32 protein-coding genes and 1 pseudogene are annotated in these 22,624 nt (G+C 72.2%); 30 read left to right on the top strand and 3 right to left on the bottom strand.

Going from position 1 to position 22,624, the window contains the following annotated elements; all coding sequences use genetic code 11:
* From J7I97_RS33980 to J7I97_RS33865, 24 genes and pseudogenes are all read left to right on the top strand, one after another.
* Positions 1 to 659 (top strand): annotated as a pseudogene (locus tag J7I97_RS33980) (hypothetical protein); the annotation flags it as partial.
* 130 nt (positions 660 to 789) lie between these two features.
* Entirely contained in the window at positions 790 to 999 is a 210-nt protein-coding gene (locus J7I97_RS33975) for a hypothetical protein (protein ID WP_214943140.1), read from the top strand.
* A 91-nt stretch (positions 1,000 to 1,090) separates the two neighbouring features.
* Positions 1,091 to 1,621 carry a hypothetical protein gene (locus J7I97_RS33970; protein ID WP_214943137.1) on the top strand — a complete coding sequence of 177 codons (531 nt, stop codon included), beginning with the start codon at positions 1,091 to 1,093 and terminating at the stop codon, positions 1,619 to 1,621.
* Positions 1,622 to 1,640: 19 nt separating this feature from the next.
* Positions 1,641 to 2,255, top strand: coding sequence for a hypothetical protein (locus J7I97_RS33965; protein WP_214943134.1), 615 nt, complete (start codon positions 1,641 to 1,643; stop codon positions 2,253 to 2,255).
* 88 nt (positions 2,256 to 2,343) lie between these two features.
* Positions 2,344 to 2,817: a hypothetical protein gene (locus J7I97_RS33960; protein ID WP_214943131.1), complete on the top strand. Its 474-nt coding sequence runs from the start codon at positions 2,344 to 2,346 to the stop codon at positions 2,815 to 2,817.
* Positions 2,814 to 3,086: a hypothetical protein gene (locus J7I97_RS33955; RefSeq protein ID WP_214943128.1), complete on the top strand. Its 273-nt coding sequence runs from the start codon at positions 2,814 to 2,816 to the stop codon at positions 3,084 to 3,086. The genes J7I97_RS33960 and J7I97_RS33955 overlap by 4 nt, the downstream gene beginning before the upstream one ends.
* Positions 3,087 to 3,174: 88 nt before the next feature.
* Positions 3,175 to 3,456 (top strand): hypothetical protein, encoded by a 282-nt coding sequence (locus tag J7I97_RS33950; RefSeq protein ID WP_214943125.1) that lies wholly within the window; start codon positions 3,175 to 3,177, stop codon positions 3,454 to 3,456.
* Entirely contained in the window at positions 3,453 to 3,923 is a 471-nt protein-coding gene (locus tag J7I97_RS33945; RefSeq protein ID WP_214943122.1) for a hypothetical protein, read from the top strand. The genes J7I97_RS33950 and J7I97_RS33945 overlap by 4 nt, the downstream gene beginning before the upstream one ends.
* Positions 3,920 to 4,195, top strand: a complete 276-nt coding sequence (locus J7I97_RS39285; protein ID WP_214943119.1) for a WhiB family transcriptional regulator — start codon at positions 3,920 to 3,922, stop codon at positions 4,193 to 4,195. Before J7I97_RS33945 ends, J7I97_RS39285 begins: the two co-directional genes overlap by 4 nt.
* A gap of 136 nt (positions 4,196 to 4,331) precedes the next feature.
* Entirely contained in the window at positions 4,332 to 5,456 is a 1,125-nt protein-coding gene (gene dnaN / locus J7I97_RS33935; RefSeq protein ID WP_214943116.1) for a DNA polymerase III subunit beta, read from the top strand.
* A gap of 111 nt (positions 5,457 to 5,567) precedes the next feature.
* Positions 5,568 to 5,762 carry a hypothetical protein gene (locus J7I97_RS33930; RefSeq protein WP_214943113.1) on the top strand — a complete coding sequence of 65 codons (195 nt, stop codon included), beginning with the start codon at positions 5,568 to 5,570 and terminating at the stop codon, positions 5,760 to 5,762.
* The gene (locus tag J7I97_RS33925) at positions 5,759 to 6,265 is read left to right on the top strand and encodes a hypothetical protein (RefSeq protein WP_214943109.1); all 507 of its coding nucleotides are present in this window, start codon (positions 5,759 to 5,761) and stop codon (positions 6,263 to 6,265) included. Before J7I97_RS33930 ends, J7I97_RS33925 begins: the two co-directional genes overlap by 4 nt.
* Positions 6,266 to 6,309: 44 nt before the next feature.
* The gene (locus J7I97_RS40510; RefSeq protein ID WP_214943106.1) at positions 6,310 to 7,104 is read left to right on the top strand and encodes a hypothetical protein; all 795 of its coding nucleotides are present in this window, start codon (positions 6,310 to 6,312) and stop codon (positions 7,102 to 7,104) included.
* Positions 7,105 to 7,253: 149 nt separating this feature from the next.
* Positions 7,254 to 7,730: a Pycsar system effector family protein gene (locus J7I97_RS33915; RefSeq protein ID WP_214943104.1), complete on the top strand. Its 477-nt coding sequence runs from the start codon at positions 7,254 to 7,256 to the stop codon at positions 7,728 to 7,730.
* Between the two features lie 323 nt (positions 7,731 to 8,053).
* A complete protein-coding gene (locus tag J7I97_RS33910; protein WP_136214702.1) occupies positions 8,054 to 8,284 on the top strand; it encodes a hypothetical protein in 231 nt (76 codons plus the stop codon).
* Positions 8,285 to 8,384: 100 nt separating this feature from the next.
* Positions 8,385 to 8,888: a hypothetical protein gene (locus tag J7I97_RS33905; RefSeq protein WP_214943101.1), complete on the top strand. Its 504-nt coding sequence runs from the start codon at positions 8,385 to 8,387 to the stop codon at positions 8,886 to 8,888.
* Positions 8,885 to 9,202 carry a hypothetical protein gene (locus J7I97_RS33900; RefSeq protein ID WP_214943098.1) on the top strand — a complete coding sequence of 106 codons (318 nt, stop codon included), beginning with the start codon at positions 8,885 to 8,887 and terminating at the stop codon, positions 9,200 to 9,202. The genes J7I97_RS33905 and J7I97_RS33900 overlap by 4 nt, the downstream gene beginning before the upstream one ends.
* Positions 9,199 to 9,882 (top strand): hypothetical protein, encoded by a 684-nt coding sequence (locus J7I97_RS33895; RefSeq protein WP_214943095.1) that lies wholly within the window; start codon positions 9,199 to 9,201, stop codon positions 9,880 to 9,882. The genes J7I97_RS33900 and J7I97_RS33895 overlap by 4 nt, the downstream gene beginning before the upstream one ends.
* Positions 9,883 to 10,011: 129 nt before the next feature.
* A complete protein-coding gene (locus tag J7I97_RS33890; RefSeq protein WP_214943092.1) occupies positions 10,012 to 10,434 on the top strand; it encodes an NUDIX hydrolase in 423 nt (140 codons plus the stop codon).
* Between the two features lie 241 nt (positions 10,435 to 10,675).
* Entirely contained in the window at positions 10,676 to 11,248 is a 573-nt protein-coding gene (locus tag J7I97_RS33885) for a hypothetical protein (RefSeq protein ID WP_214943089.1), read from the top strand.
* Positions 11,245 to 11,598 carry a hypothetical protein gene (locus J7I97_RS33880; protein ID WP_214943086.1) on the top strand — a complete coding sequence of 118 codons (354 nt, stop codon included), beginning with the start codon at positions 11,245 to 11,247 and terminating at the stop codon, positions 11,596 to 11,598. Before J7I97_RS33885 ends, J7I97_RS33880 begins: the two co-directional genes overlap by 4 nt.
* Before the next feature lie 108 nt (positions 11,599 to 11,706).
* The gene (locus J7I97_RS33875; protein ID WP_251059428.1) at positions 11,707 to 12,021 is read left to right on the top strand and encodes an HIT family protein; all 315 of its coding nucleotides are present in this window, start codon (positions 11,707 to 11,709) and stop codon (positions 12,019 to 12,021) included.
* 17 nt (positions 12,022 to 12,038) lie between these two features.
* The gene (locus J7I97_RS33870; protein ID WP_251059432.1) at positions 12,039 to 12,506 is read left to right on the top strand and encodes a nucleoside 2-deoxyribosyltransferase domain-containing protein; all 468 of its coding nucleotides are present in this window, start codon (positions 12,039 to 12,041) and stop codon (positions 12,504 to 12,506) included.
* A gap of 39 nt (positions 12,507 to 12,545) precedes the next feature.
* A complete protein-coding gene (locus J7I97_RS33865; RefSeq protein ID WP_251059427.1) occupies positions 12,546 to 13,442 on the top strand; it encodes an NUDIX domain-containing protein in 897 nt (298 codons plus the stop codon).
* A gap of 105 nt (positions 13,443 to 13,547) precedes the next feature.
* Here J7I97_RS33865 and J7I97_RS33860 read toward each other — a convergent pair whose 3' ends face one another.
* Together J7I97_RS33860 and J7I97_RS33855 are read right to left on the bottom strand one after the other, a co-directional pair.
* Positions 13,548 to 13,799: a hypothetical protein gene (locus tag J7I97_RS33860; protein ID WP_214943080.1), complete on the bottom strand. Its 252-nt coding sequence runs from the start codon at positions 13,797 to 13,799 to the stop codon at positions 13,548 to 13,550.
* Entirely contained in the window at positions 13,799 to 14,020 is a 222-nt protein-coding gene (locus J7I97_RS33855) for a hypothetical protein (RefSeq protein ID WP_214943077.1), read from the bottom strand. Before J7I97_RS33855 ends, J7I97_RS33860 begins: the two co-directional genes overlap by 1 nt.
* Positions 14,021 to 14,360: 340 nt before the next feature.
* On the opposite strand from J7I97_RS33855, the gene J7I97_RS33850 reads away from it, so the two are divergent.
* From J7I97_RS33850 to J7I97_RS33830, 5 genes are all read left to right on the top strand, one after another.
* Positions 14,361 to 14,768, top strand: coding sequence for a hypothetical protein (locus tag J7I97_RS33850; protein WP_214943074.1), 408 nt, complete (start codon positions 14,361 to 14,363; stop codon positions 14,766 to 14,768).
* A gap of 56 nt (positions 14,769 to 14,824) precedes the next feature.
* Positions 14,825 to 15,877, top strand: coding sequence for a DUF6292 family protein (locus J7I97_RS33845; protein WP_214943071.1), 1,053 nt, complete (start codon positions 14,825 to 14,827; stop codon positions 15,875 to 15,877).
* Positions 15,878 to 15,974: 97 nt separating this feature from the next.
* Positions 15,975 to 16,781 (top strand): hypothetical protein, encoded by an 807-nt coding sequence (locus tag J7I97_RS33840; RefSeq protein WP_214943068.1) that lies wholly within the window; start codon positions 15,975 to 15,977, stop codon positions 16,779 to 16,781.
* A gap of 122 nt (positions 16,782 to 16,903) precedes the next feature.
* The gene (locus tag J7I97_RS33835) at positions 16,904 to 19,465 is read left to right on the top strand and encodes a DEAD/DEAH box helicase family protein (protein ID WP_308369344.1); all 2,562 of its coding nucleotides are present in this window, start codon (positions 16,904 to 16,906) and stop codon (positions 19,463 to 19,465) included.
* A 108-nt stretch (positions 19,466 to 19,573) separates the two neighbouring features.
* Complete coding sequence (locus J7I97_RS33830) at positions 19,574 to 20,860, top strand: hypothetical protein (protein ID WP_214943065.1); 1,287 nt, start codon at positions 19,574 to 19,576, stop codon at positions 20,858 to 20,860.
* A 54-nt stretch (positions 20,861 to 20,914) separates the two neighbouring features.
* On the opposite strand, the gene J7I97_RS33825 is transcribed toward J7I97_RS33830, so the two are convergent.
* On the bottom strand, positions 20,915 to 21,934 hold the full coding sequence (locus J7I97_RS33825) for a hypothetical protein (protein WP_214943062.1): 1,020 nt from the start codon (positions 21,932 to 21,934) through the stop codon (positions 20,915 to 20,917).
* A gap of 217 nt (positions 21,935 to 22,151) precedes the next feature.
* On the opposite strand from J7I97_RS33825, the gene J7I97_RS33820 reads away from it, so the two are divergent.
* Positions 22,152 to 22,517 carry a DUF6233 domain-containing protein gene (locus tag J7I97_RS33820; RefSeq protein WP_136214722.1) on the top strand — a complete coding sequence of 122 codons (366 nt, stop codon included), beginning with the start codon at positions 22,152 to 22,154 and terminating at the stop codon, positions 22,515 to 22,517.
* The last annotated feature ends 107 nt before the right edge of the window (positions 22,518 to 22,624 follow it).

Below are 22,624 nucleotides of genomic sequence, written 5' to 3'. Positions count from 1 at the left end.
CCGCTTACGCAGCACCCGCCGCCTATGGCACCCAGGTTCCCGACGTGAGCACGCGCCTCCTGGCCGACGAGGTCGAAGCCTGGCTCAAGACGATCACCCCCTACGCCGCGCCCGCCCCGGCCCCCTCCGAGCCCGCCCCCGCGGCCGGCTTCGACATTCCCGCCCTGGTGGCCGCCGGCCTCGCCGAGGTCGAGCGCAGCGAGCGGGCCACCGCTGCTGCCCAGGCCGCCGCCCGGCCCACCCTGTTCGACCGCATCACCCGCCGCCACCAGCGCCCGGCCACCCGCGCCAGCGTCCACATCCGCCGCGCCGCGGCCGCGCTGGCCGCTGGCGGCTGGTGCCGCGGAGAACTCCGCGACGCGACCGGCCGCCACTGCATCCTCGGCGCCCTCATGGCAGCCCCGGCCGACGCCGACACGACCAACCGCTCCCACATCTACATCCGCTCCGCGATGACCGAACCTGCCGCGTACGCCCAGCCGGCGCCCGCCTACCGCGCTCGGCTGGAGGCGCAGTGGCGCAGCGAGGGTCGCGACCCGAAGGCCCTCAGCCGCCAGTTCGACATCGCCGTGCACAACAACGTCGCCGTCCCGACCGTGGGCGCCGTCCTCGACCTCCTCCAGCGGGCCGCTGAGCTCGCCGAGCGAGCGGGGGACTGAAAGAGGCGATTCCCCTAGACGTAGTGATGAGTTGTGGGTATAGTTTTCTTGTCGGTGGGGGTTCGGATCCACCTCCGGATCCTCCCTGCTACCCATTCCTCCGCCTCCCAACGACCACAGGGGAACAGCCATGGACAGCAAGCGCCACTTCCGCGAGGCCGAGGACGCCCTCCAGGAGGCTCGCGACCTGCTCAACGGCCAGCCCGGCCAGTTGGCCGAGGCCGCCGTGTGGGTGCAGATGGCAGCCGTTCACGCGCAGCTGGCGGCCGTGGCCCAGAACGCCGAACGGTCCAACCCCACCTGGGACAACGACTGGCAGGGCCCGGTCCTCCCCGACTGAACGCCCGGTGTAGAGGGATGGCACCCCAGCGCGATGCGATCCCTCTGCGCCGGCCCCCCGATCTACCCGAACTCGATCCGGAAGGCACCCCATGCGCATCACCATCGAGCGCTTCCTCTTCGGAGGCGGCCGCTACAGCAAGTACGCCAAGAGCATCGCCCCCGACGCCGAGCAGCTGGTTCGCGAGAAGTTCGGCTCCCTGCCGTCGGCCATCCACGTGATCCTCAACGGCGACACCAGCCAGATGGACCACCTCGTGAACACCGCGGAGGCGCAGCTCCTGCCGGGCATCAACCCGACGCACGTCAACGCCGTCAGCCGCTCGGACCGCCACTCCCGGAGCGCGTTCGGCCAGACGACCATCGGCCGTGACGGCGTGCTGATCGTCCTCCAGATCCCCAACATGCGCAGCGAGCGGGACGTCGCCGAGACCTTCGTGCACGAGCTCGTCCACGCCCACCAGCTCGGCGACCGCACCGCCCGCGGCCTCCACCTCGACTACCTCAACCACGTCTGGGGCCGGAAGCCCATGAAGCCCAACACCGTCAGCGCCTACGAGCTGCTGATCGACCAGCGCGAGACCGAGGCCTACGGCGCCGAGTCCCTGGCCTCTCAGCTCTGAAACCGACAGGAGAACCCTCATGCCGATCCGACTTCCCTGGACCAACCGCGCGGACCGCCGCCGCTGGCGCGCCGCCACCACCTTCTCCGACCTCGCCGAGCTGACCGCACGCTGGCTCGAAGGCGACATCCGCACCCACCCCGGGGTCAAGCCGAACTACGGCCCCGACGACGAGATGCAGCCGCTCACCAGCCAGATGGCCGCCGCGAACCGGGCCGGATTCCTCACGGACTCCTTCCAGCCCGGCCACGACGCCGCCGACTACAACGGCAACCTGTGGGAGCAGCGCGCCGCCGTCACCGGCTTCGTCGCCGACCCCGCGGTCCGCACCCGCCTCGCCGAAGCCGCCGAGAAGGCCGGTCTTCTCCTGCTCGTCCAGTGCCCGGGCGACTATCAGCAGCGAGGCCTGGTCGTCACCCGCGTCAACGGCATGGACTACACCCGGTACGGCCGGACCTGGACCCGCTACGAGCTCCGCGGAGCCTGGCCCAGCAGCCTCATCAACGAGACCGCCTTCGACACGGTCGCCCGCGCCGCCCAGCTCACCATCGCCGCCCGCGCGTTCGAGCCCAGCACCACCCTCTGGACCGTACTGGACGAGGCCCTGCACCTGCCGGCCATGACCGGCCGCTGACAGCCCCCCGCGGTGCCCGGCCCGGTCACGGCCGGCCCGGGCGCCGCCGAGGACCGGACAGCCCGGCCCGCCATGAGACGGAGAACCGATGACCTCCACCACCGTCCCCCACCCCAACCCCGACCCCGCCACCGTGCTCGCCGACATCCGGCGCCGCGTCGCCGCCGGCACGCTGCGGCTCACCGCCGAGATGCTTCAGATCCTTGGCGCCACCATGGTGATCGAAGCCCGTCTGGCCGCGGCCGAGGCGGTCTTCCCCGGGATCACCCGCCTCACCGACGAGAAGTCGGCCGCGCTCGCGGTGTACCGCGTCTCACGCCGCAACATCCCGTACGCCACCTTCACCACCCAGGAGGCGGCCCGCGCCCAGGGTGAAGCATGGCTGAAGCGCTGCCCCCTCCCGGAGGGAACCCGCGCGGGGTGGGTGCCGGAGAACATCGACGGCTACACCGATGAGGACCTCGTGCTCTTCGGTCCCGGCCCGGACGACCAGTCCGTGACCAGTATCCAGATCACTGTGCTGCCTGTCCTCGCCGACTACGACCCGGACGCCGAGGGATGACGATGACCCAGTTCATGTGGGAGGTCGACGTCCCGATAGAGCACAGCGCCACCGGCGAACGCGGTGTCCACGTCTTCACCGGCCTCGCCGAGAACGGCCGCGAGGCCCGCCAGGCCGCACAGCGCGCCTGGGAGATGGCACTCCTGCACACGCTGGCCGGCCAGGACGTCCCCGCCGCCACCAAGCCGACCGACTGGTCCGCCCGCGGACTGCGTGCCGACTGGGACATGCGCTGGGACCAGGCCACGCACCACGACATCGAGCGCTAGATCCGCCCCGGGACGGCCGTCAAGGCCTGAGAAACCGCCGGCCGCCCCGGGCCCCTCACCCGCCAAATACGAGAGAGAGACCACCATCATGCACGCCACCCGCCGCAAGCAGCACAACACCTCCACCACCCGTAGCCTGGGCGCCGCCGGCCGGTTCCTGAAGTCCCTGGCCAAGGCCAACCCCCTCCTCGCCGACCGCGCGTTCGTCTGCAGCCGCTGCGACGTCTCCTGGACGGGCGACGAGGCCGACTGCTGGAACTGCGGCATGCCCGCCACCTTCGGCTCCCACCACCACGGCTCCGCGCTCCACCACCTCCTCGCCGCCACCAAGATCTCCCGCACCCTCATCCCGACGGGAGCGGCGTCATGACCGGCCTCGCCTCCCTGACCTGGCTGATCGGCACCCAGGCCCTCAGCGACCACATCGTGGCCCGCGTCAACGAACTCATTGAGGCCGGCACCACGTACCCGCAGGCCTGCACCGCAGTCACCGACGCGGTCGACGCCGGCGAGGCCTGGGCCATCGCCGCCACCCGCCAGACCTGGGTCCGCCGCCCGGACACCGACGAGGACGACGCCCCGATCCGGCGCCTCTACGTCCTGGAGCGCACCGGCGACACCGTCGTGGTGGCCGACCTCGACCTCGACGAAGACCCCGACGCCTACACCAACGACGGCCTGAAGCCCAGCCACCTGGACCTCGGCGACGAAGAGCAGGGCGCCGTGGTCGACGTCGACCTGCTGAACCTGTACGACCTGACGGCCTGGGAGCCCTTCGAGCACCTGCTGCCCACCGCCGCCGTCCCGGCGGCCGGCACCACGGGGGTGGGGGAGTGACCACCACCGAACCCGCCCCGTGGCCGCAGCTGACCGGCAACGAACCGTGCCGGGCGCCGAAGGCCGACCCCGAGGACTGGACCGGTACCCCGAAGCAGCGCCTGAACGGCAAGCGGGCCTGCCTCAGCAGCTGCCCGGAGTCCACCCGCGCGCAGTGCCTGGCGTGGGCCCTGGACCACCCGTCCCGCGCCGGATCCGCGATCTGGGCCGGCACCACCCTCAGCGACCGCCGCCGACTGCGCGCCGAGCGCCGCGCCGCCTCCACCGGTTGACGGCCACTCCCGCTCACCCGTCCGTCCGGCACGGCCTCTTCCTGCTACCGGACGGACGGCCCCGGCCACTCCCGCACACCCGGGTGCACCCCGGCCCCGGCCGGCCACCCGCCCGCACGCTCGGAAGGGAGCACCGATGAAGCTCCGTACAGACCTCGCCCCGCTCGCGGCCGCCGTCACCGACGCCGCCCGTGCCCTGCCCGCCAAGCCCCCCGTCCCCGCCCTCGCCGCGATCCGGCTGGAAGCCGCCACCGGCACCCTGACCGTCGCCGCCTTCGACTACGAGACCAGCGCCCAGGCCACCGTGGACGCCGAGACCACCACCCCGGGCACCGTCCTGGTCTCCGGCCGGCTCCTCGCCGACATCACCCGCACGATCAAGGGCACCCACCCGGTCGACCTTGAACTCGACGGCGCCCGCCTGCTGCTGACCTCGGGCCGCACCCGCTACACCCTGCACACCCTCCCGCTGGAGGAGTACCCCACCCTGCCCCGCCCCGCCGAGGCCAACGGCACCGTGGCCGGGCCCGCCCTCGCCGAGACGATCCACCAGGTCGCCACCGCCGCCGGCCGCGACGACGCCCTCCCCATCCTGACCGGCATCCAGGCCGAGATCACCGACGACACCATCACCTTCGCCGCCACCGACCGCTACCGCTTCGCCCTCCGACCCATCCCCTGGACCCCCGCCGCAGCCACCGGCGCCACCACCCAGACCACCATCCCCGCCAAGTCCCTCGCCGAAGCCGCCAAGATCCTCGCCACCGACGACCAGGTCCACCTCACCATCCCCGCCTCCCACGGCGTCCTCGGCCTGGCCGGCCGCACGCGGACGCTCACCCTGCGCGCCATGGACGGCCAGCTCCCCGACCACAAGGGCCTGTGGCCCACCGACTTCACCGCCACCGCCGACCTCGACGCCGCCGAACTCGCCGACGCCGTCAAGCGCGTGGCCCTCGTCGCCGAACGCGGCCACCCCGTCAAGCTCCACCTCACCGACGGCGCCCTGATGCTGAGCGCCGGCACCACCGACGACGCCTCCGCCCGCGACCAGGTCACCGCCACCACCGACCTGCTCACCGGCGCCCCCGTCACCATCGCCTTCAACCCCGGCTACCTCCTCGACGGCGTCACGGCGCTGAAGACGGACCGGATCCGCCTGCAGATCGTCAACCCGGTCAAGCCGGCGCTCCTCGTCCCCGCCGATGCGGACCCCACCGCGCTGCGCTACCTGATCATGCCGATCCGCCAGTCCGGCTGACCAGCACCCCGGGGCGGCCACCACGCAGGCCGGCCGCCCCGGTCCGCGGCGCCGACCGCCGCCCCACGTTCGGACACACCACCCCTACGCCAACCACGCGAGGAGAAGCAGATGTTCAAGGCCGGCGACGAGGTAGAGATCCTCGCCTGTGAGGACGACCCCCGGGCCAAGGGCAAGAAGGGCAGGATCGTCGACGAGGTACCGCCCGGCGAGCTCACCGGGGGCCGGTGGACGGTGAACAAGATCAGCATCTTCATCGCCCCGGTCCTGTGCCACGCGCACGAGCTGCGCGCCACGGGCCGATGACGATGGTGGACGCAGGCCAGCAGTGGATGCACTCGCTGCTGCTGTACCTGCGCTGGGGCGGAAGCGTTGTCGCCTGCATCGTCTTCACCTACAAAGCGCCCCACTTCATTGCGACGCTCACCGACATCCTCCGCCCCCGACCCAGCCGCCCGGCCCCGGATTCCAGGCCCAGTGCCGGGCGCTGGCAGGGGATCCAACGGGACCACGACCGCATCAAGGACGAGTACGGGCAGCTCTGCATCGACCCCTGCCGCAGCGCCGAGCTCGCCATTCTCGACGACCTCACGGTCCCCGAGGCCGTCGCCCTCATCCAGGCGCTCGCCGAGGCCAACGACGCCGCTGAGACCACCGACTACCGGACGTACGAGCAGGCCGTGCTGCACCTGGCCAAGGCCTGGCGTCACGCCCAGGCGCTTACCGAGAGCGTCGAACCCTGCACCGTGGTGTCCCGAGCCCTTGCACCTGCGACGCCCAGCACTTCCCCCGGCGCCGAGCTCGCTTGACACCGGGGACACCCGCCCATCCCGAGAGAACGAAGGACCCGTCGATGACCGAGCACCCCAACCGCGACCTCCAGGCCGCCGCCCTCATCGCGGCCGCCGCCCCCGCCACGACCGAGCAGCTGCTCAACCCGTCCGACAACTCCGTCGACCGGCCCAAGGTCGTTACCCTCTGCGGCTCCCCCCGCTTCTGGAGCGAGCTCATCGAGGCCAACTTCCGCGAGACGGTCGCCGGCCACGCCGTCCTGGCCCCCGGATGCGACATGAAGAAGGCCCATCCGCTGTGGGAAGAGCCCGCGGCCGCCGAAGAGCTCAAGGCCGCGCTCGACGCGCTACACCGCTGGAAGATCCGGGCCTGCGACGAGGTCCTGGTCGTCAACACCGGCGGCTATTACGGCGACTCCACCCGCGCCGAGATCACATACGCCCACCAGCTCGGCCGCCCCGTCCGCTACACCGAGCCGGTCGGCCACGCCGTCATCCTCCACCGGCCCGGCCTGGACCCGGTACGGATCGGCCCGTACGAACACGAGAGCCGCGCCGAGGAGATCGCCGCGGGCCTGCGCAGGCAGCTGCACCACACCTCGCACGTGGAGGGCACCGTCATCACCGTCGGCACCTTCCGCCCCGACCTCGACCACCTCGACCCGCAGGTCCCGAGGGACCCGTACGCGCTGGCCGACGCCATGGACAACGACCCCGCCGGCGACGGCACCGGCCGCAACTTTCCTGACCTCTACGCCCGCCTGTGCGCCCAGGAGCCGGAGGCCTACGCGAGCGACCTGTGGAAGAGGGCCTGCTGGGCGTACGACCACATGCACGCCGACCCCACCGACGCGTAGACCCCTGCGCCGCCTGCCCTCCAGCCGGGCAGGCGGCACCCATGGTTGGCAACCTGTAGTTGGCCAAGTATGTGTTGACATGCCTACTCAGACTTGGCATCCTTGGGGTGTGGGCAAGAGCCCGCACCGACGACCGGAGGCATCGAATCATGGAGCTGACCCAGCAGTTACCGCAGGCCGCCCCCACCGAGGCGCGCCTGGCCCAGGCCCGCACCGAGGTGATCGCCGAGATGGGCAGGACCGACGCCAAGGCGTCGGCGCTCCTGACCGTCCTCAGCCTCCCTCTCGCCGTCCTGATCGCCACGGTCCCCGGCCACCACCTCCCGGTCGCCGCCACTGTCGCCGCCGGGATCGGCGCGGCCGCCCTGGCCGCCGCGATGCTCCTGGTCCTGCTGATCGTCCGCCCCCGCCTCGGCGGCGACGTCAGCGGCTCCTACCTCCACTGGGCGACCTGTACGCCCCAGGAGGCCGCCGCCGACATCGCCTCCGACCGCAGCACCGAGCGGATCGTGGTCCTGGCCAAGATCGCCGCGAGGAAGTTCCGCGCGCTCCGGCTCGCCATCGACATCACCGCCGGTGCCGTCGCCCTGCTGGTCCTCGCCGGGATCATCGCCCTGGCCGCCTGACGAAGGAGACCTTCATGCTCGCCGAGCTGATCCGCCGGGCCCTCACTCGCCGAACCGCCACCCGGACGCACTTCGCGAACTACTAGTGCGGCAGGTGCGGGCTCTCGATGAAGATCACCAATCAGAACCCCGACCGCATCGGACCCATCCTCGACATCGCCCTCGCGCACGCCTGCAAGCCCTGGCCCAAGGCGCTCTGACCCCCGGGGCGGGCGGCAACACCGGCTACCAACCAGGCCGCTCGCCCCGGGCCAGCCCAACCCGCTCTCAACCGGAGCAGGGGGCAGCTACATCGTCCCTCAACCGTCACGGAGCTGATCACCATGACCCCCACCAGACCCGACACCCCCGAGTCCACCGCCGCCAAGGCCCGCCTCGACAAGGCCGCCGAGGCCCGCGACAAAGCCATCGAGACCGCCCACCGCGCCTACTGGGCCGCGGTCAAGGCCGAGATGGACGCCAAGACCCTGACCCAGAAAGCCGTTGCCGACCACCTCGACTTCAGCCGCGAGCACGTCCGCAACCAGGTCAACCGCTACACCGCCGACCAGTAGGCCGGCGCCGCAGATCCCGGGGACGGCCGCAGCATCGGCCAAGAGGTACGGCCGCCCCCGGGGCTCCCCGTCCAGAGCAGAACCGAGGAGAACACTCATCATGAACCACCGCGCCTCGACCTTCGCCGCCGCCTACGCCTTACTGCGCGCCGCGGCAGATCACGCCGACCACTGGGGCCAGTCCGATTTCGACTCCCAGGCCAAGGGCGCCACCGACACCGCCCCGGTGAAGTACAAGCACGAGGACGGCACGGTCACCATCGTCGGCACGGACGGCGGCCGCCGAGCCTGCCTGCACCACGTCCTGCAGTACACCGCCACCCAGGGCCTGGTCCTCGTCGCCGGCACCCGCGCCCTCGGGATCCGCCTGCACCCGGCCGCCCTGGCCGCTGCCCTCGCGGTCTCGGGAGCCACACACTTCGCCGCCGATCGCCGGGTGCCCCAGGGCCTCCTCCAGCGACTCGCCGAGGCCACCGGCAAGAAGAACTTCTTCAACCTGGCCGACTTCGGCATGAACGGCCGGTACTGCCTCGACCAGAGCTGGCACCACTCGTGGGAGACGCTGGCCGCTCTGCTCGTCACGGTGAAGGCGTCCCGCCGGTGAGCGCCGGCGTCGCCACGGCCGTCGCCGCCATCCGTCTCGGCCTGCACGCGCTGCGCGAGAACGCGCTCGGCGACACCGCCGACCACGAGGACCAGGCCGCCGTCCTCCAAGCCCTCTACGACGACCGCGCCCAGTCCGGCAGCGTGCTCGGGATGATCTCCGACCTGCTCACCGACATCGGCGTCCGGATCGAGGAACAGGGCGAAGAGGACATCGCCGAGGTCATCGACGAAGCGGCCGCGTACGTCCAGGACTCCGCCGGCCAGCGCCTGGAGCGCGCCCGCGCGGCTCTCATCGCGCTGGGGGCATCGTGAGCATCACCGGCCACGAAGACAGCCTGCCCGCCGCGTGCGAGGACTGGGGCTACCGGCCTCACCTGGCCGGCCTGCGCCACGGCCACTTCCATCAGGCGCCCGACCTCGCGGCCCGCATCAAGGCCGCCCCGGCCGAGGACGACATCCGCTTCCGCGGCGAGCACCTGAGCGTCCACATCATCGACGGCGCCGCGTATGCGGTCCTTTGGGAGGAGTGGTTCAGCCCGGCCGCCTCCACCTGGGTCCAGCACCCCTCGGCGGCCGCCGCCCGCAGCTGGACCCACCAGCTCGCCGCGTCCTGGCTGCGCGACGAGGCGGGGTCCTCCCACGGCGGCGGCACCCTGCAGAGCTGGGACGGCGGCACCTGGGCCGCCGAACGCAACCTGACCGCTGGCCGCTGGCACCTGGCCATCGGCCTCCAGCCCGGCGTCACCTACACCAGCACCGAGACCGAAGACCGCTCCGCCGGCTGGGCGTTCCTCACCGAGACCCTGACTGCCGCCGGCTACCCGCCGGAGACCTGGCCCGCCGCGATGCGGCAGATCCGTCACCACGACCGCCCCGCCCCCGACCCCGCCCCGGCCCCCGCGCCCGTAACTCCGCCCGGGCCGGACACCTGGTGCACCCTGCTGCGCCGACTCCTGGCCCGGATCCTGGCCGGCCTCGGCCGCGCCCGGTAATTCCAGCACCCCTAGCGCCAGACGCCGCCGCGGGCGGTCGCCCGGCCCGGAGGCAAGCCGGCCTCCCGGCCGGGCGCCGCCGTCGGCCCCGGCCGGGAGGCGCCCGCCTACATCAACGGAAAGGCCAACATGACCGACAGCGAGACCGAACCCATCTACACCGCCGACGTGGTGGCCCTGACTCCCGGAGGGGATGTTCTGCTCGTCGAGCGCAGCCGGCCGCCCTTCGAAGGGGCCTGGGCGCTCCCGGGGGGTCATGTCGGCGCCAAGGAAGCGCCGTTCGTGGCCGCCGCCCGCCAACTGGCCGAGGAGACCGGTGTCCAGGTCTCCGTCGGCAGCCTTCACCAGATCGGAGTCTGGGACCAGGTCGGCCGCGACCCGCGCGGCGCGTACGTGACCTTCGCGTACATGGTCATCGTTCCCGACGGCACGGTGGCCGTTGCCAGGGACGACGCCCGCACTGCCTGCTGGTGGCCGGTGAAGAACCTGCCGGAGAACCTGGCCTTCGACCACGCCGACATCATCGGCGCTGCCGTGACGCCGAACTCCTGAGGCAGGCCGGCACCCGGGTGTCGCACGGCCGGGCCGGACGCGTATCGCCGCAGCGGCCGGCCCGGTCGAACCCGAACCCCTCACCGCCCCCGACCGCGTCGCCGCAGGTCCGGGGGCGGCGGCGTGCCACAAGCCGGATGCGCCAATAATTAGTTGGCCAAGTTCATGTTGACACGCCAATTCAGAGTTGGCATTCTTGAGGGGTCGGGCCGCCCGGGCCCGCAGCAGGAAGGAAGAACGCATGGACCTGTGGGCCGTCATCGCCATCGCCGTGCTGATCGGCGCACTGGCCGGAGCCGCGGCCGCTCGCCGAAACCGGCCCGAGCCGCACGCCACCGTCCACCACCCGGCCGCCCCGCAGCCCGCCAAGACCCCGCCGGTCCAGTGCATCGGGATCACCCTCGACGAGATGCGGACCTTCGAGCGGGTCCTGTTACACGCCGACGAGAGCAAGCGGCGAGCCCGCCCGTACGAGAGCAACGGCACCTACATCACCGAGCTGATCGGCCGCCTCTACGAGAGCGCCGGCGCGGCCTCCGTCCTCCAGCCCGACCCCGACACCGTCCGAATCCCCCTCCAGAAGCACGACTTCCACTGGCTGCGCTACGCGATCCGCGACATCGACATCCACCGGGGCAGCGCGGACACCGCCGACGAAGGCCGCCTGCTCCTCAACCGCTTCCACGCCTTGCTCGGACAGGCCCGCGCCGTGGTCTTCCTGGGCGGCACCCCGGCCTTCCACCCCGACGCCAAGTCCGCCGGTCCCGGCACCCTCCAGCTCAGCACCGCCCCCTACTCCGAGGAGTCGCAGTGACCGAGCAGGCGCCCGCCCCGAACCGCCTCGCCCAGATCACCGGCATCGAGACCCCCGCCCGCGCCAGCCTCACCGCCGACGGGGGAGACCTCGCCGACCTCGCCCCGGCCGCAGCGGCCGCGCTCCGGCTGCTCGCCGACGCCATCACCCGCGGCCACGCCAACCAGGACGACATCGTCCAGGCCCTCAAGGACGCGAGCATCCACGACGCCTTCGCGGACGTCCTGGCGGCCGCCGCCCATGCCGTGATGGGGGAGAGCGAGGACCCCTACGACATCGACTACAGCCTCCCCGCCGACAACCTCAGCGGCGCGGCCAGCGAGATCCGCGGCATCTTCCGCTGGATCTGACTACCTCGCACGAGACCCATCGACCACCCACCAGGAGAGGCCCGTCGTGCAGAACTGCGCCTTCTGCTCCATCGCCGCCGGCCAGGCCCCGGCCGCCATCGTCCGGGAATGGCCCGACGCCCTCGCCATCCGCCCCGCACCGGCGGGGTGACCGAGGGCCACGTCATGGTCCTGCCGCGCGTCCACGTCCACGACGCCGGCACCGACCCGGAGGTGACCGCCGCGGTGATGCGCCGGGCCGCCGAGCTGATGGCCGAGCTCCCCGCCGCCAACCTCATCACCTCGAAGGGAGTCGCGGCGACCCAGTCCGTCTTCCACCTCCACGTCCACGTCGTGCCGCGCCAGGACGGCGACGACCTGCCCCTGCCCTGGACCCCGCAGCACGCCGCCCGCGCCGCCGCGCAGAACGGAGCCTCCTCGTGACCGGCATCAACCTCGTCATGGCCCGCGAGCCCATCCCCGCCGGCCCGTCCGTCTTCCTCGCCGGCCCCACCCCGGACAAGAGCGCACCCGTCCCGTCCTGGCGGCCCGCCGCCGCCGAAACCCTGGCCGCCCAGTGGACCGGCGCCCAGCCGCTGACCGTCCTGAGCCCCGAGTCCCGGCACGGCCAGCGCGCCGACCGCTACGAGACCCAAGTCGACTGGGAGACCGACGCCCGCGCCGCGGCGAGCGCGATCCTCTTCTGGATCCCCCGCGACCTCAAGACCATGCCGGCCATGACCACCAACGTCGAGTTCGGCTTGGACGTGTCGACGGGCAGGGCGGTGCTGGGTTGCCCGCCCGACTGCCCCAACCCCGAGAGGAACCGGTACCTGATCTACGTGGCCCGCCGCCACGGCGTGCCGGTGTGCACCACCCTGACCGCCACGGCCGCCGCCGCCCTCGCGCTCGTCCCCGGCAACCACTGATCCCGCCGCACCGACCAGTCACCACGGAAGGAATCCCTGATGGAACGCGTCTACCTCAACCAGCGCAGCGGTGAGCGCCGCATCCACGTCGAGATCGACGAGCCGGAGATCGCCGAACTGCTCGCCGAACTCGGTGAGTCGACGACCCCCGCCCTTCGCCAGCTGGCCGAGATCCTGGACGCCGCACACCGGCGCTTCGGCCACGGCGCACCTGAGCGCACCACCACCGAAACCGTCCCCGCCGGACTCCGCAGCTGGGACGTGCCCTGGCCGGAGTACACGCCCACGGACGTCACGCCGGCCGAGCTGCTGCCCGAGGCCCTGGCCCAGCACGTACCCGGCTGGGCCGAAGGAGCCCCGACGCCGGCCGACGTGACCGACTGGGACGTCCGACAGGCCGCCGCGCTGGTGCCCTTCGAGCGGGACGCGCGAGGCTGGCCTCTGCACCCGACGGGTCGCACCGGCCGTACCGGCAGGAACCTGGGCCGGTGGGGCGAGAACGCGGCTGCGGACCCCATCGTGGTCGCGGGGAACGGCACAGACCGCCGGGTCCTCCTGATCACGCGGGACGACATCAAGGTGGAGGCCATCCCGGGAGGCATGGTCGATCCGGGCGAAACCGCCCCGGCCGCTTTGGTCCGTGAGCTGCGCGAGGAGACCGGTGTCGACCTGGCCGGCCATCAGCCGGTCATCCTCGGCCGGAGCCTGGTCGACGACTGGCGAGCCTCGGACCACGCCTGGGTCGCCTCCACCAGCGCGATCTACCTGCTGCCCGCCACCGTGACGGCCATCGCCGCCGATGACGCCCTCGACGCCAACTGGTGGCCCTTCGGCTCCCTCGACCAGCTCGAAGCGGAGATCACGGCAGCCGGCCGCACCCTCTACGCCGCGCACCGGCCGCTTCTGCAGCGCGCCCTCGACCACCTCAACCGGTAACCCGAGTCCGAGAGAGCTTCGGACCGGTCCCGGCCCGACGCGCAGAGCCCCGGACATGAAGTCCGGGGCTCTGCTGCGACCAGGTGCTCGGGGCCGGCCGGGAAGTCAGTCGGTCTCGATGTAGGCGACCAGAACTAGCGTGCCCAGGGCGGTCGGCACGTACAGGATCCGGACGCCGTCCTCGCGGTGCTCACGGATCGCACCGTGCTTCGACAGCACGCCGATCTCCGGATCCTTCGAGACGGCCACCAGTACCGGGTCGAGGCGGAGCCGCTCGGCCTCCGTCATCTTCTCGATCTGCTCCTGCGCCACGTCGTAGAAGACGATCCGCGCGCGCCTGGGCGCGTGTCGGCCCATCAGGCGACGTGCGAGGTTGGGGCGGAGTCGTCGAGCGGGGGCTGTCCGAGCTTTTCGCGCAGCTCCTCCCAGGAGGTGACGGCGTCCAGGTCGACACCCTCACCGGCCAGGCGCTCCAGGACGTAGGCGATCCGCGGGTCGCCGTCAGCCATCTCCCGCGCGTCGGCCCGCAGGGCCTCCTGCTCGGCCGGGTCGAAGACGATCCGCATCGCGGCCTCCAAGTCGTAGATGCTGCAACGAGGCTAGCGCAGGCGCGCTCCACCGGAACCCGGAAGGCGAAGAGGTGCGGAGCCCGGCTGCCGCGCGGGGCTTTCTGCGGCCGGCGGAGACGAAAGCGGCCGGCGCCCACTTCCGCCGAGGCGGGTGGCAAGGGCGCCGGCCAACCGAAAACACACACTCCGGGAGACCCGAGAGGCGTATCTCGCTTCCGAGTGTATCCGTACGAGGCGGCGTTGCGGATCCAGTCCACTTGCCAACGATGATGTAAGCTAGGTAATGTTGTCTTGTTCGCGGGTGGTGGCAGCCCGCGGCACCGAACACACACCCCACCCAGGAGGCCCCATGCCCCTCACCGTCACCCACCCCGCCGGCAGCGCGACGCAGACCGCAGCCGCCGCATCCGCGTGGCCGGCCACCGCCGCGGCCGCCGACGCCGAACTCGCCCACCTCGCCGAGCTCCTGGCCGACGCCGGCGTCACCGCCGTCCCCGCCGCGGGCGTCCTCGCGGCTCCCGGCCTCGCCGCCGGCCCGGGAGACACCGCCGGCATCCGGGTGCGCACCACCAGCAACCCGCCCCACGCCCTGTACCTCATCGCCGCCGGCCGCCTCACCCCGCACACCACCGCCGGCAGCGCCTTCGCCCACCTCCGCCCGCTCATCGAGGCGGCCGCCCGCCCCTGCGACGGATGCGGCGCCGAGGCCGGCGAGACGTGCAACCCGGGCTGCCTGCCCGACCCCACGACCGACTGACACCCCCCGCCGGCGGGGCGCGACGAGCGCCCCGCCCCGTGATGAAGGAGAAGCACGTGATCCGCGCCGGCCGCCTGCCGTACGTCCAGACCATGTCCGACCTTGCCGATGCCCTCGGCAAGAAGCTCACCACGCTCCGAAACCAGAAGCCCTACGCCGCGGAAGGCCACCCGGCGCCGATCAGCTCGCCCGACGCCCGCAACCAGCTCTGGGACTCCGAGCAGACCAAGGCCTTCTACGCCGGCGAGCCCATCCCCGAGCTGCCCCAGGTCGACGACGACGAGGACCTCCTTGACCGCCACGAGGCCGCCCAGGTGCTCGGCATCGAACCCGTCACCTGGAACACGTACAAGAAGGACCCGGCCCTGGCCGCCGGCATGGTCCTCGTGCCCGCCGGCCCCAAGGGCACCGAGCACTGGCCCCGCCGCCTGGTCCTCGCGTACAAGGACAGCCGGCCCGGCCGCGGCGCCGGCGGCGGCCGCCGCGAGGGCAGCGGCGACATGATCCCCCGCGACGAGATCCTGCCGCGGATCGCCGAGCTCCTGGACGCCGATCCCGCCGTCACCGTCGAGACCGTCTCCGACACCCTCGGCATCACCAAGTTCCCCACCGCGCAGTCCGGCCTGGCCACCCTCCGCGGCCGCAGGATCGCCGACCTCGTCGAGCAGCAGCCCGGCCTCGACCTGAAGGACGCCGCTCTCCAGCTGGGCTACCCCGCCATCACCCACCGCGCCGCCGTCGCGTTCGCCGAGCGGGAGCTCCGCGCCCGCGGCGCCCAGCCCTACCTGCAGCACACCGCCGACGTCCTGGCCGCCGCCGGCATCGCCCAGCAGGCCCAGGTGGAGATGCGCCAGCTCGACGGAGGCGCCGTCGCCGCCGCCGTGCTGCTCGACACCGACCAGCCGGCCGCCGCCGCGGTGTGGGACTCCCGCTACGGATGGCGCACCTCGACCAGCCGCCGGCACCCCATCGGCAAGGACACCGACACCGCGCCCGAGGGCGAGGGGATCCGCTACCTGGGCAGCGGCCTGAGGCCCGAGCCCGAGGAGCTCCTTGCCGCACTGCGCGACGGCCGCAAGGGCACCAAGCGCCCTCACACCAAGCCCTGACCGCGCACCGGCGACCGCGACGCGGGCACCGACGCCTGCACGCACGCAGTCCGGACCGGACCGTCGACCACACCCACGCAGACGAGGGAGACACAGCGTGAGCACCGAGCAGCACGACCCCGACGTATACGGCCAGGAGCTGGCCCGCATCGGCCATCACCAGAGCGAAGCAACGGGTGCGAGGTTCACTGTCTTCCAGGCCCTGGCCGCTGCCGGGGTCTCTCCAGAGCAGGCGGACGAGATCGTATCGAAGCTGGAAGCCGGGGCCGTGGCCGGAGCCCACACCTGGATCTCCGAGAGCAGCCCCCCGCACGGGTCTGAGCAGCGGTTCGAGGACGGCTGGTTCGCCGGTGTCCGCGATGTCGCAAGCTATCTGCTGCGCGTCGCCGACACCACCGCCACGACCCAGCGCGGGCTCGCCGCCTCCAGCGCCCTGCTGCTCGCGCACCATCGGCAGCCGGCCTCCTCTGCCTCAACACCCTCGGCTCAGGAGCCGGCTCCGGCGCTGGACACGGAGAAGGTCCTGGCCGCGGCCCGACGGTGCACGTGGGCCTTGGCCGCCCCGAGCGAATTCCTCGGCCCCGAGGCGTCGGACGAGATCCTCGCCGCGGCGCTCGGCGCCGTGCGCGAGGACGAGAGGGCCGGATACGCGGAGCGCCTGGAGGCGTTCGCCGAGCAGCACCGCGCGCGCCTGGAAGAACTGCTGCGCGCGTACGGGCCGGGTAGCGCGCCGGCGTCGCACGGCCGCTACATGCTGGCCGGTCGGCCCGAGAGCCTGATCATCTGTGAGCGGATGGAGGCCGTGCCGTTCCTGCTGCGCAGCCAGTGGGACAAGGCGCTGGAGGCGGTCCTCCTGGACGACCTTGAGTTCGCGTGGGGGCCGCGCACCCGCTTGAGCAGGTGAACCGGCGAGGCAGACGCCGATGGGCCGTACGGAGCTATCCGTGCGGCCCATCGCTGTACGGCACACCTGCTGAAATTCAGGCCACCTTGATCCCGAATCCGGGGGAGAATGACCCGTTCCGGGTGAGCATCAGCCCACCCGTCGACTGGGGTGGGGAGGCCAGGATGCCGCTGGACTGGGATCGGATCGGCACAGGGGACAGTGAGGCCCTTTTGAGGCCTCGGGACATCTATTCCGGGCTGGCCGACCGCCCGTGGCCCTACCTGCGCCACGAGCAAGGTGAAGTCCTCGACGCATGGTTCGACCGGCGTGACGACCGCGACGTGGTGATCAAGCAGAACACCGGAGGCGGCAAGACCGCGGTCGGCCTGCTGATCGCCCAGAGCACCCTCAACGAGGGCATCGGCAAGGCCGTGTACCTGGCGCCGGACAACTACCTCGTCAAGCAGGCCCGCGCGGAAGCGAGCAAGCTCGCCGTCGCCACGACCGAAGACCCCCAGGACCCGGGGTTCCTCGCGGCGCGGACCGTCCTGGTGACGAACTACCAGAAGCTGATCAACGGCAAGTCTCAGTTCGGCGTTGTCGGCGACGGCAAGCAGCCGGTCGACCTCGGCGTCGTCGTGGTCGACGACGCCCACGCCGCACTCGCGCGGACCGAGGACCAGTTCCGGCTCCGCGTACCCATTGGCCACGATGCCTACCAGGCCCTGCTGGACCTCTTCCGCGAGGACCTGCGCCACCAGGCCCCGAACGCCTTGGCCGACCTTGAAGCGCGGGACTTCAGCGCGCTCGCCACCATCCCCTTCTGGGCGTGGTCGGACAAGAACGAGCAGGTCCTGAAAATCCTGCACCCGCACCGCGGCGAGGACGGCTTCAAGTTCGCGTGGCCGCTGATCGCGCACGTCCTGCCCCTGTGCTCCGCGACGGCGACGCCCACGGCGATCGAGATCCGGCCCTCGTGCCCGCCCATCGACCGCATCCCCTCCTTCGCCCGAGCCCGCCGTCGCGTGTACCTCACCGCCACCCTGGCCGACGACAGCGCCCTGGTCACTGACTTCCAGGCCGCCCCCGCCCTGGTCGCCCGGCCGATCACACCGGGCAGCGCAGCCGACCTCGGCGAACGGATGATCCTCGCACCCATCGCCCTCAACACCGCCCTCGACAACGACGCCGTGCGCCAACTGGCCCGCGAGTACGCAGACGGGGACCGGGACGGCGACGGGGTGCCCGACGCCGACCCGATCAACGTCGTCGTCCTCGTACCCAGCGCCCAGGCCGCGGCCGCTTGGAAGCCCTACGCCGACCGCACCCATCACGTGCAGGACCTCGCGGCCGGAGTGAAGGAGCTTCAGGAAGGCCACGTGGGCCTGGTGGTCCTGGTCAACAAGTACGACGGCGTCGACCTGCCCGCCGACGCCTGCCGCCTGCTCATCCTCGACGGCATCCCCAGGCCCCTGGACGCCGTGGAACGCCGAGAGTCCGTGGCCCTGGCCGACAGCCCCGTGCGCCTCGCCCGAGAAATCCAGCGGATCGAGCAGGGCATGGGCCGCGGCGTCCGAGACAGCGAGGACTACTGTGCGGTCCTCCTCCTCGGTGCGAACCTCGCACTAGCCCTCCACGAGCCCCGGCACCTCCAGCTGTTCTCACCCGCGACCCAGGCCCAACTGGCCCTCAGCCGGGAAATCGCCGAACAGATCCACGGCGGCGGCCTGAACGACGTTCGCCACGCGCTCGAAGCGTGCCTGGCCCGAGACCCCCGGTGGACCGGACGCAGCCGCCGCGCCCTCGCCGAGGTCCGCTACACCCAGCTCGGCACTGTCCGCCCGGAGGCGGTGGCCCTGCGAGAAGCCTTCGACCTGGCTGCCACCGGCCTCCCGGAAAAGGCGGCCGACCGCCTCCAGAAGACGATGAACACCCTCGACGACAAGCCGCTGCGCGGGTGGCTGCGCGAGCAGAAGGCCGCCTACCTCCACCCGATCAACGCCAAGTCGGCCCAGCAGAGCCTCGTCACCGCCGTCGGTGAGAACCAATTCGTCCTGCGCCCCCTCGCCGGCGTGGCCTCTGCCCAGATCAAGCCGGCCGCCGTGCAAGCGCGCGCTGCGGCCGAGTTCCTCGCCAATGAGTATGCCGACGGCGTCACCCTGGTGCTCGGCATCAAGAAGCTCCTCGAAGACGTGGTCTGGGAGGTCGAAGAGCGATCGGACGATGCAGAGCACGCCTGGCACCGCCTGGGGCTCCACCTCGGATTCGTCAGCACCCGGCCCGAGAAGCAGGAGGGCAAGGGCCCGGACAACCTCTGGGCCCTGACCTCGGACCTGTTCGCCGTGACGGAGCTCAAGACGGGCTGCGTGACGGACACCATCGCCAAGAAGGACCTGGGACAGCTCGGTCAGAGCGTCGACTGGTGCACCGGGAAGCACCCAGAGGTCAAGGCCCTGCCGGTGATGCTGCACCGCAGCCGCGCCGCCGACCAGTACGGCACCCCGGTCCCCGGCATGCGGGTGGTCACCCCGGGGAAGTACGAGCTGCTGCGCACTGCCATCATGAAATACGCCACCGCACTCGCCAGCGACCTTGGCAATTGGGGTGAGGAACAGGCTGTCGCTGAGCAGCTCGTGCAGAGCAAGCTGACCGGCGCCAATTTCTTTTCCACCTACGCCGAAACCTGCCGCACGGCCCCGTAGCGCGAGGAACATCCGACCAAGCCGCCGCAGCCTGCCCCCGGAACGTGGTCGATCCGGGGGCCGGCTGCGGGCACGATGACACGGACGCCGACTTCAAGGGGGAAACGGATGAGCGCGAGCTGGGAGCGTGCAATCGCCGAGCTGCACGCACAGGGCCGCGCGGCCCGGGCCGCGGCCGACCGAGTCCACGAGACCAGGGCCGACGTACGGCAGCGGACCACTGCGGCCGCGGTCCACTACGCGGCCGAGACCGACTACCTGCGCAGCGCCCTCACACTGCTGCGCGCGCACCTCGCCGACGGACGGCCTCCGCGGCGCCTGCCCGCCGCCCGTGTATGGCCGCGGTCCGTCCGCGACCTGTGGAAGGACCGGGTCCTGGAGCGGACCAGCGGCCTGTGGCAGACGGTTCCGGGAGCCGCGGTGGTCGATCAGATGCGCAGCGCCCCGGCATCGCCGTTGTTGGACGTGGTGATCGAGCAGGCCGAGGCGCTCCAGGCCAGCCTCCACGGTCACCGCCGGCACCCCAGGATGTACGAGAAGTACTTCCCTGAGCGCGACGGCGGCGTGCGCCCGGACGGGCGCGGCCGCCCGGCCCCCACCGTGCCCGGCTTCCCCGACCCCGGACATCCGGTGAACCTTAACTTCGCCGGCGGAACCGGGCTGCGCATCCAGCCGGCCCGCGCTGAGGAGGCCAACCGACTGAAGGACGACGAGTTCGCGGTGCACCGCCGCTCCCTCGCCTTCGGCGACGCGGTCCTGGACCTGCTCGTCGAGTCCCGCCTCGACGGCACCCGCCCACAGGCCGGACGACTGCGCGGCGCGGGACAGTGGGTCGGCCGCGAGGACGACCTGGTCCCGGCCCGTGCGGAGTGGCCGGCCAAGCTGGGCGGCTTCCAGGCGGTGACCCTGGCCGGGCTGGGCCTGCTGGTGCTGGCCTGCACGGCCCTTCCGCTGACCTTCGGCAACCGGGCCGACGTCCTCTCCCACTACACCCTGCTGTTCGCGGCATCCGGGGCCGTCGCGCTCGCGGGGACCGCGCTCATCCACCGGACCGGGCCCCGGCTCATCCAGGCCCCCGGCCTCAAGGCCGCGGCACCAGGCATCGCCGCCGGACTCCTGGCGATCGCGGTGTGGCAGGGCCAAGGCCCCGTGGCCGAGCACTTCTTCGCCGGCCCCTACGAGCGCTACGAACGCGAGCTCGCCGACGGATGCCTGTCCGCCAGCCCCTACCGCAGCGACGCGGTACAGACCCGCGTCGAAGACGGCGTCCTCTTCGTCACCCCCACCAGCCGCGGAACGACCCTGCGTCTGGGGCCCGCCGAAGACGGCAGCACCCACCCCCTCCGGCCGGTGGACGCTGCGACGCGCAAGGTCCTCGACGACTTCCGGTGCTGACCGACCGCTCGGGGCAGAGCCCGGCCGGACCTCCGGCCGCCCGCCCCGAAGGCGTCAGCCGACCTGCCGGTAGCTGGCCGCCGGCCCCACCGTGCCGGACCCGAACCGGGCATTGAGCAAGTCGATCGCCTTCTCCGCCCGCAGTCTGCGCTCGCGGCCCTGGTCGAAGGACAGCTGCTCGGCGACAGCGGCCGCGTCGACCAGCTGCTCGCAGCGCAGCGCGATACCGCGCACCCGCGCCCGCTGGAAGCCCAGCGCTCGGAACATCTCGTACGCGGTGTCGCGGAGGTCCTCGGTGTGCGCGCTCGGGCCGCCGGGCAGCTGGCGGCTTCGGTGGACCTGGGACCGGTCGGCCAGGGTAACGGTCATCGTGATCGTCCTCGCCGCCTGGCGCCGGGTCCGCAGCCGGTCGCCGAGCTCGACCGCCAACGACAGCAGCGCGGCACGGACCGCCTCGGGGGAGAGGGTGTCGAGGGCGAACCGCCGCTGCGCGGCCGTGCTGTGCGGGAGCTCCGTCGGCACCACCACCCGGCGGTCTATGCCGCGGGCCACCTCGCGCAGCTGCCGGCCCGCCCGCCCGCCGAGGACCCGCTGCACGGCCGCCTCCGGCAGCTGCGCCAGCAGACCGATCGTGTGCACCCCGAACTGGACCAGGCGCTGCTCCTGGGTACGCCCGATGCCGTAGAGCTCCCCGACCGGTCGGTGGTGCAGGAACGCGGCCACCCGCTCCGGCCCGGCCCCGACGGCGACCAACCCGCTGCGCAGGGCGTCCCGGGAGGCCATCGCGGCCACCGACCAGGTCGGGCCGACGCCGATCACCACCGGCAGCCCGTACAGCGCCATCGCCCGAGCCCTGATCATCAGCCCGAGCTCGGCCGGGTCCCGGTCGAAGAAGCGGACGCTCCCTGACACGTCCGCTACGAGCACCGACGGCGGGACCGCCTGGACCACTGGGGTCACGTCCGCCACCAGGCCGAGGAGCAGCCGGTAGATCACCGGGTCCACGTCCACGGGGCAGCGCAGATGCAGGATCGAGGAGCCGGCACCCACCGGATCCCTCTGCTCGTCGTCCACGGCGACACCTCCCACAGCCACCGTATCGAAAATTTATTCGAACAGGCACGCCGGAAAGCGGAACGAGAGATTCGAACAGAGATACGATACTGAGGTGATCTACAGAGTCCTGTCCCGCCCGTGCCACCCCGGACGCACACCGGCCCGCACGGAGCTGCCGGCCAGGGAGACCGGCACCCCTGCGGACCATCTCCAGCCCCACAGGAAGGCGTAGGCGATGCCCGCCGGACGCGACCTCGACTGGCTCCTGCCGCCCGACGTCGAGCGACTGCGGACGCTGGAGCGCTGGTGCCTGGTGCTGCTGGAGCTGATCCGCGGCCGCATCGCCGAGATCGAACGCCGGGACCGCGTCACCGAAGCGGCCCGCAACGGGCCGGCCGTCACCCCGCTGAATGAATGGAAGCTGGAGCACCCCATCGGCAGGGGAGGGCGCATGCTCATCCACACCGCCGACTGCCGCCTCGCCTCCGGCCGGACGCGGCCCACCACCCGCGAGCAGGCACTCGACGCCCTCCGCCAGCCCCAGGTCGAAACCTGCTCGATCTGCCCGGCCGCCCAAGAGCTCGGCATCACCGACCCCTGAGCCCACTGCACGCGGCCTCCGCCGAGGACAGCCCAGGCTGCGGAGCCAGCACTCCCAATGGCTCCCGCGATCAGAGCCGGGCCGGCTTGCCCAGCCCGGCGAACCAG

Source organism: Streptomyces sp. ISL-87, from assembly GCF_018614095.1.
Classification (GTDB): domain Bacteria; phylum Actinomycetota; class Actinomycetes; order Streptomycetales; family Streptomycetaceae; genus Streptomyces.
Note: the sequence above shows the minus strand (reverse complement) of the source record. Positions and strands in the feature narration are given on the sequence as shown.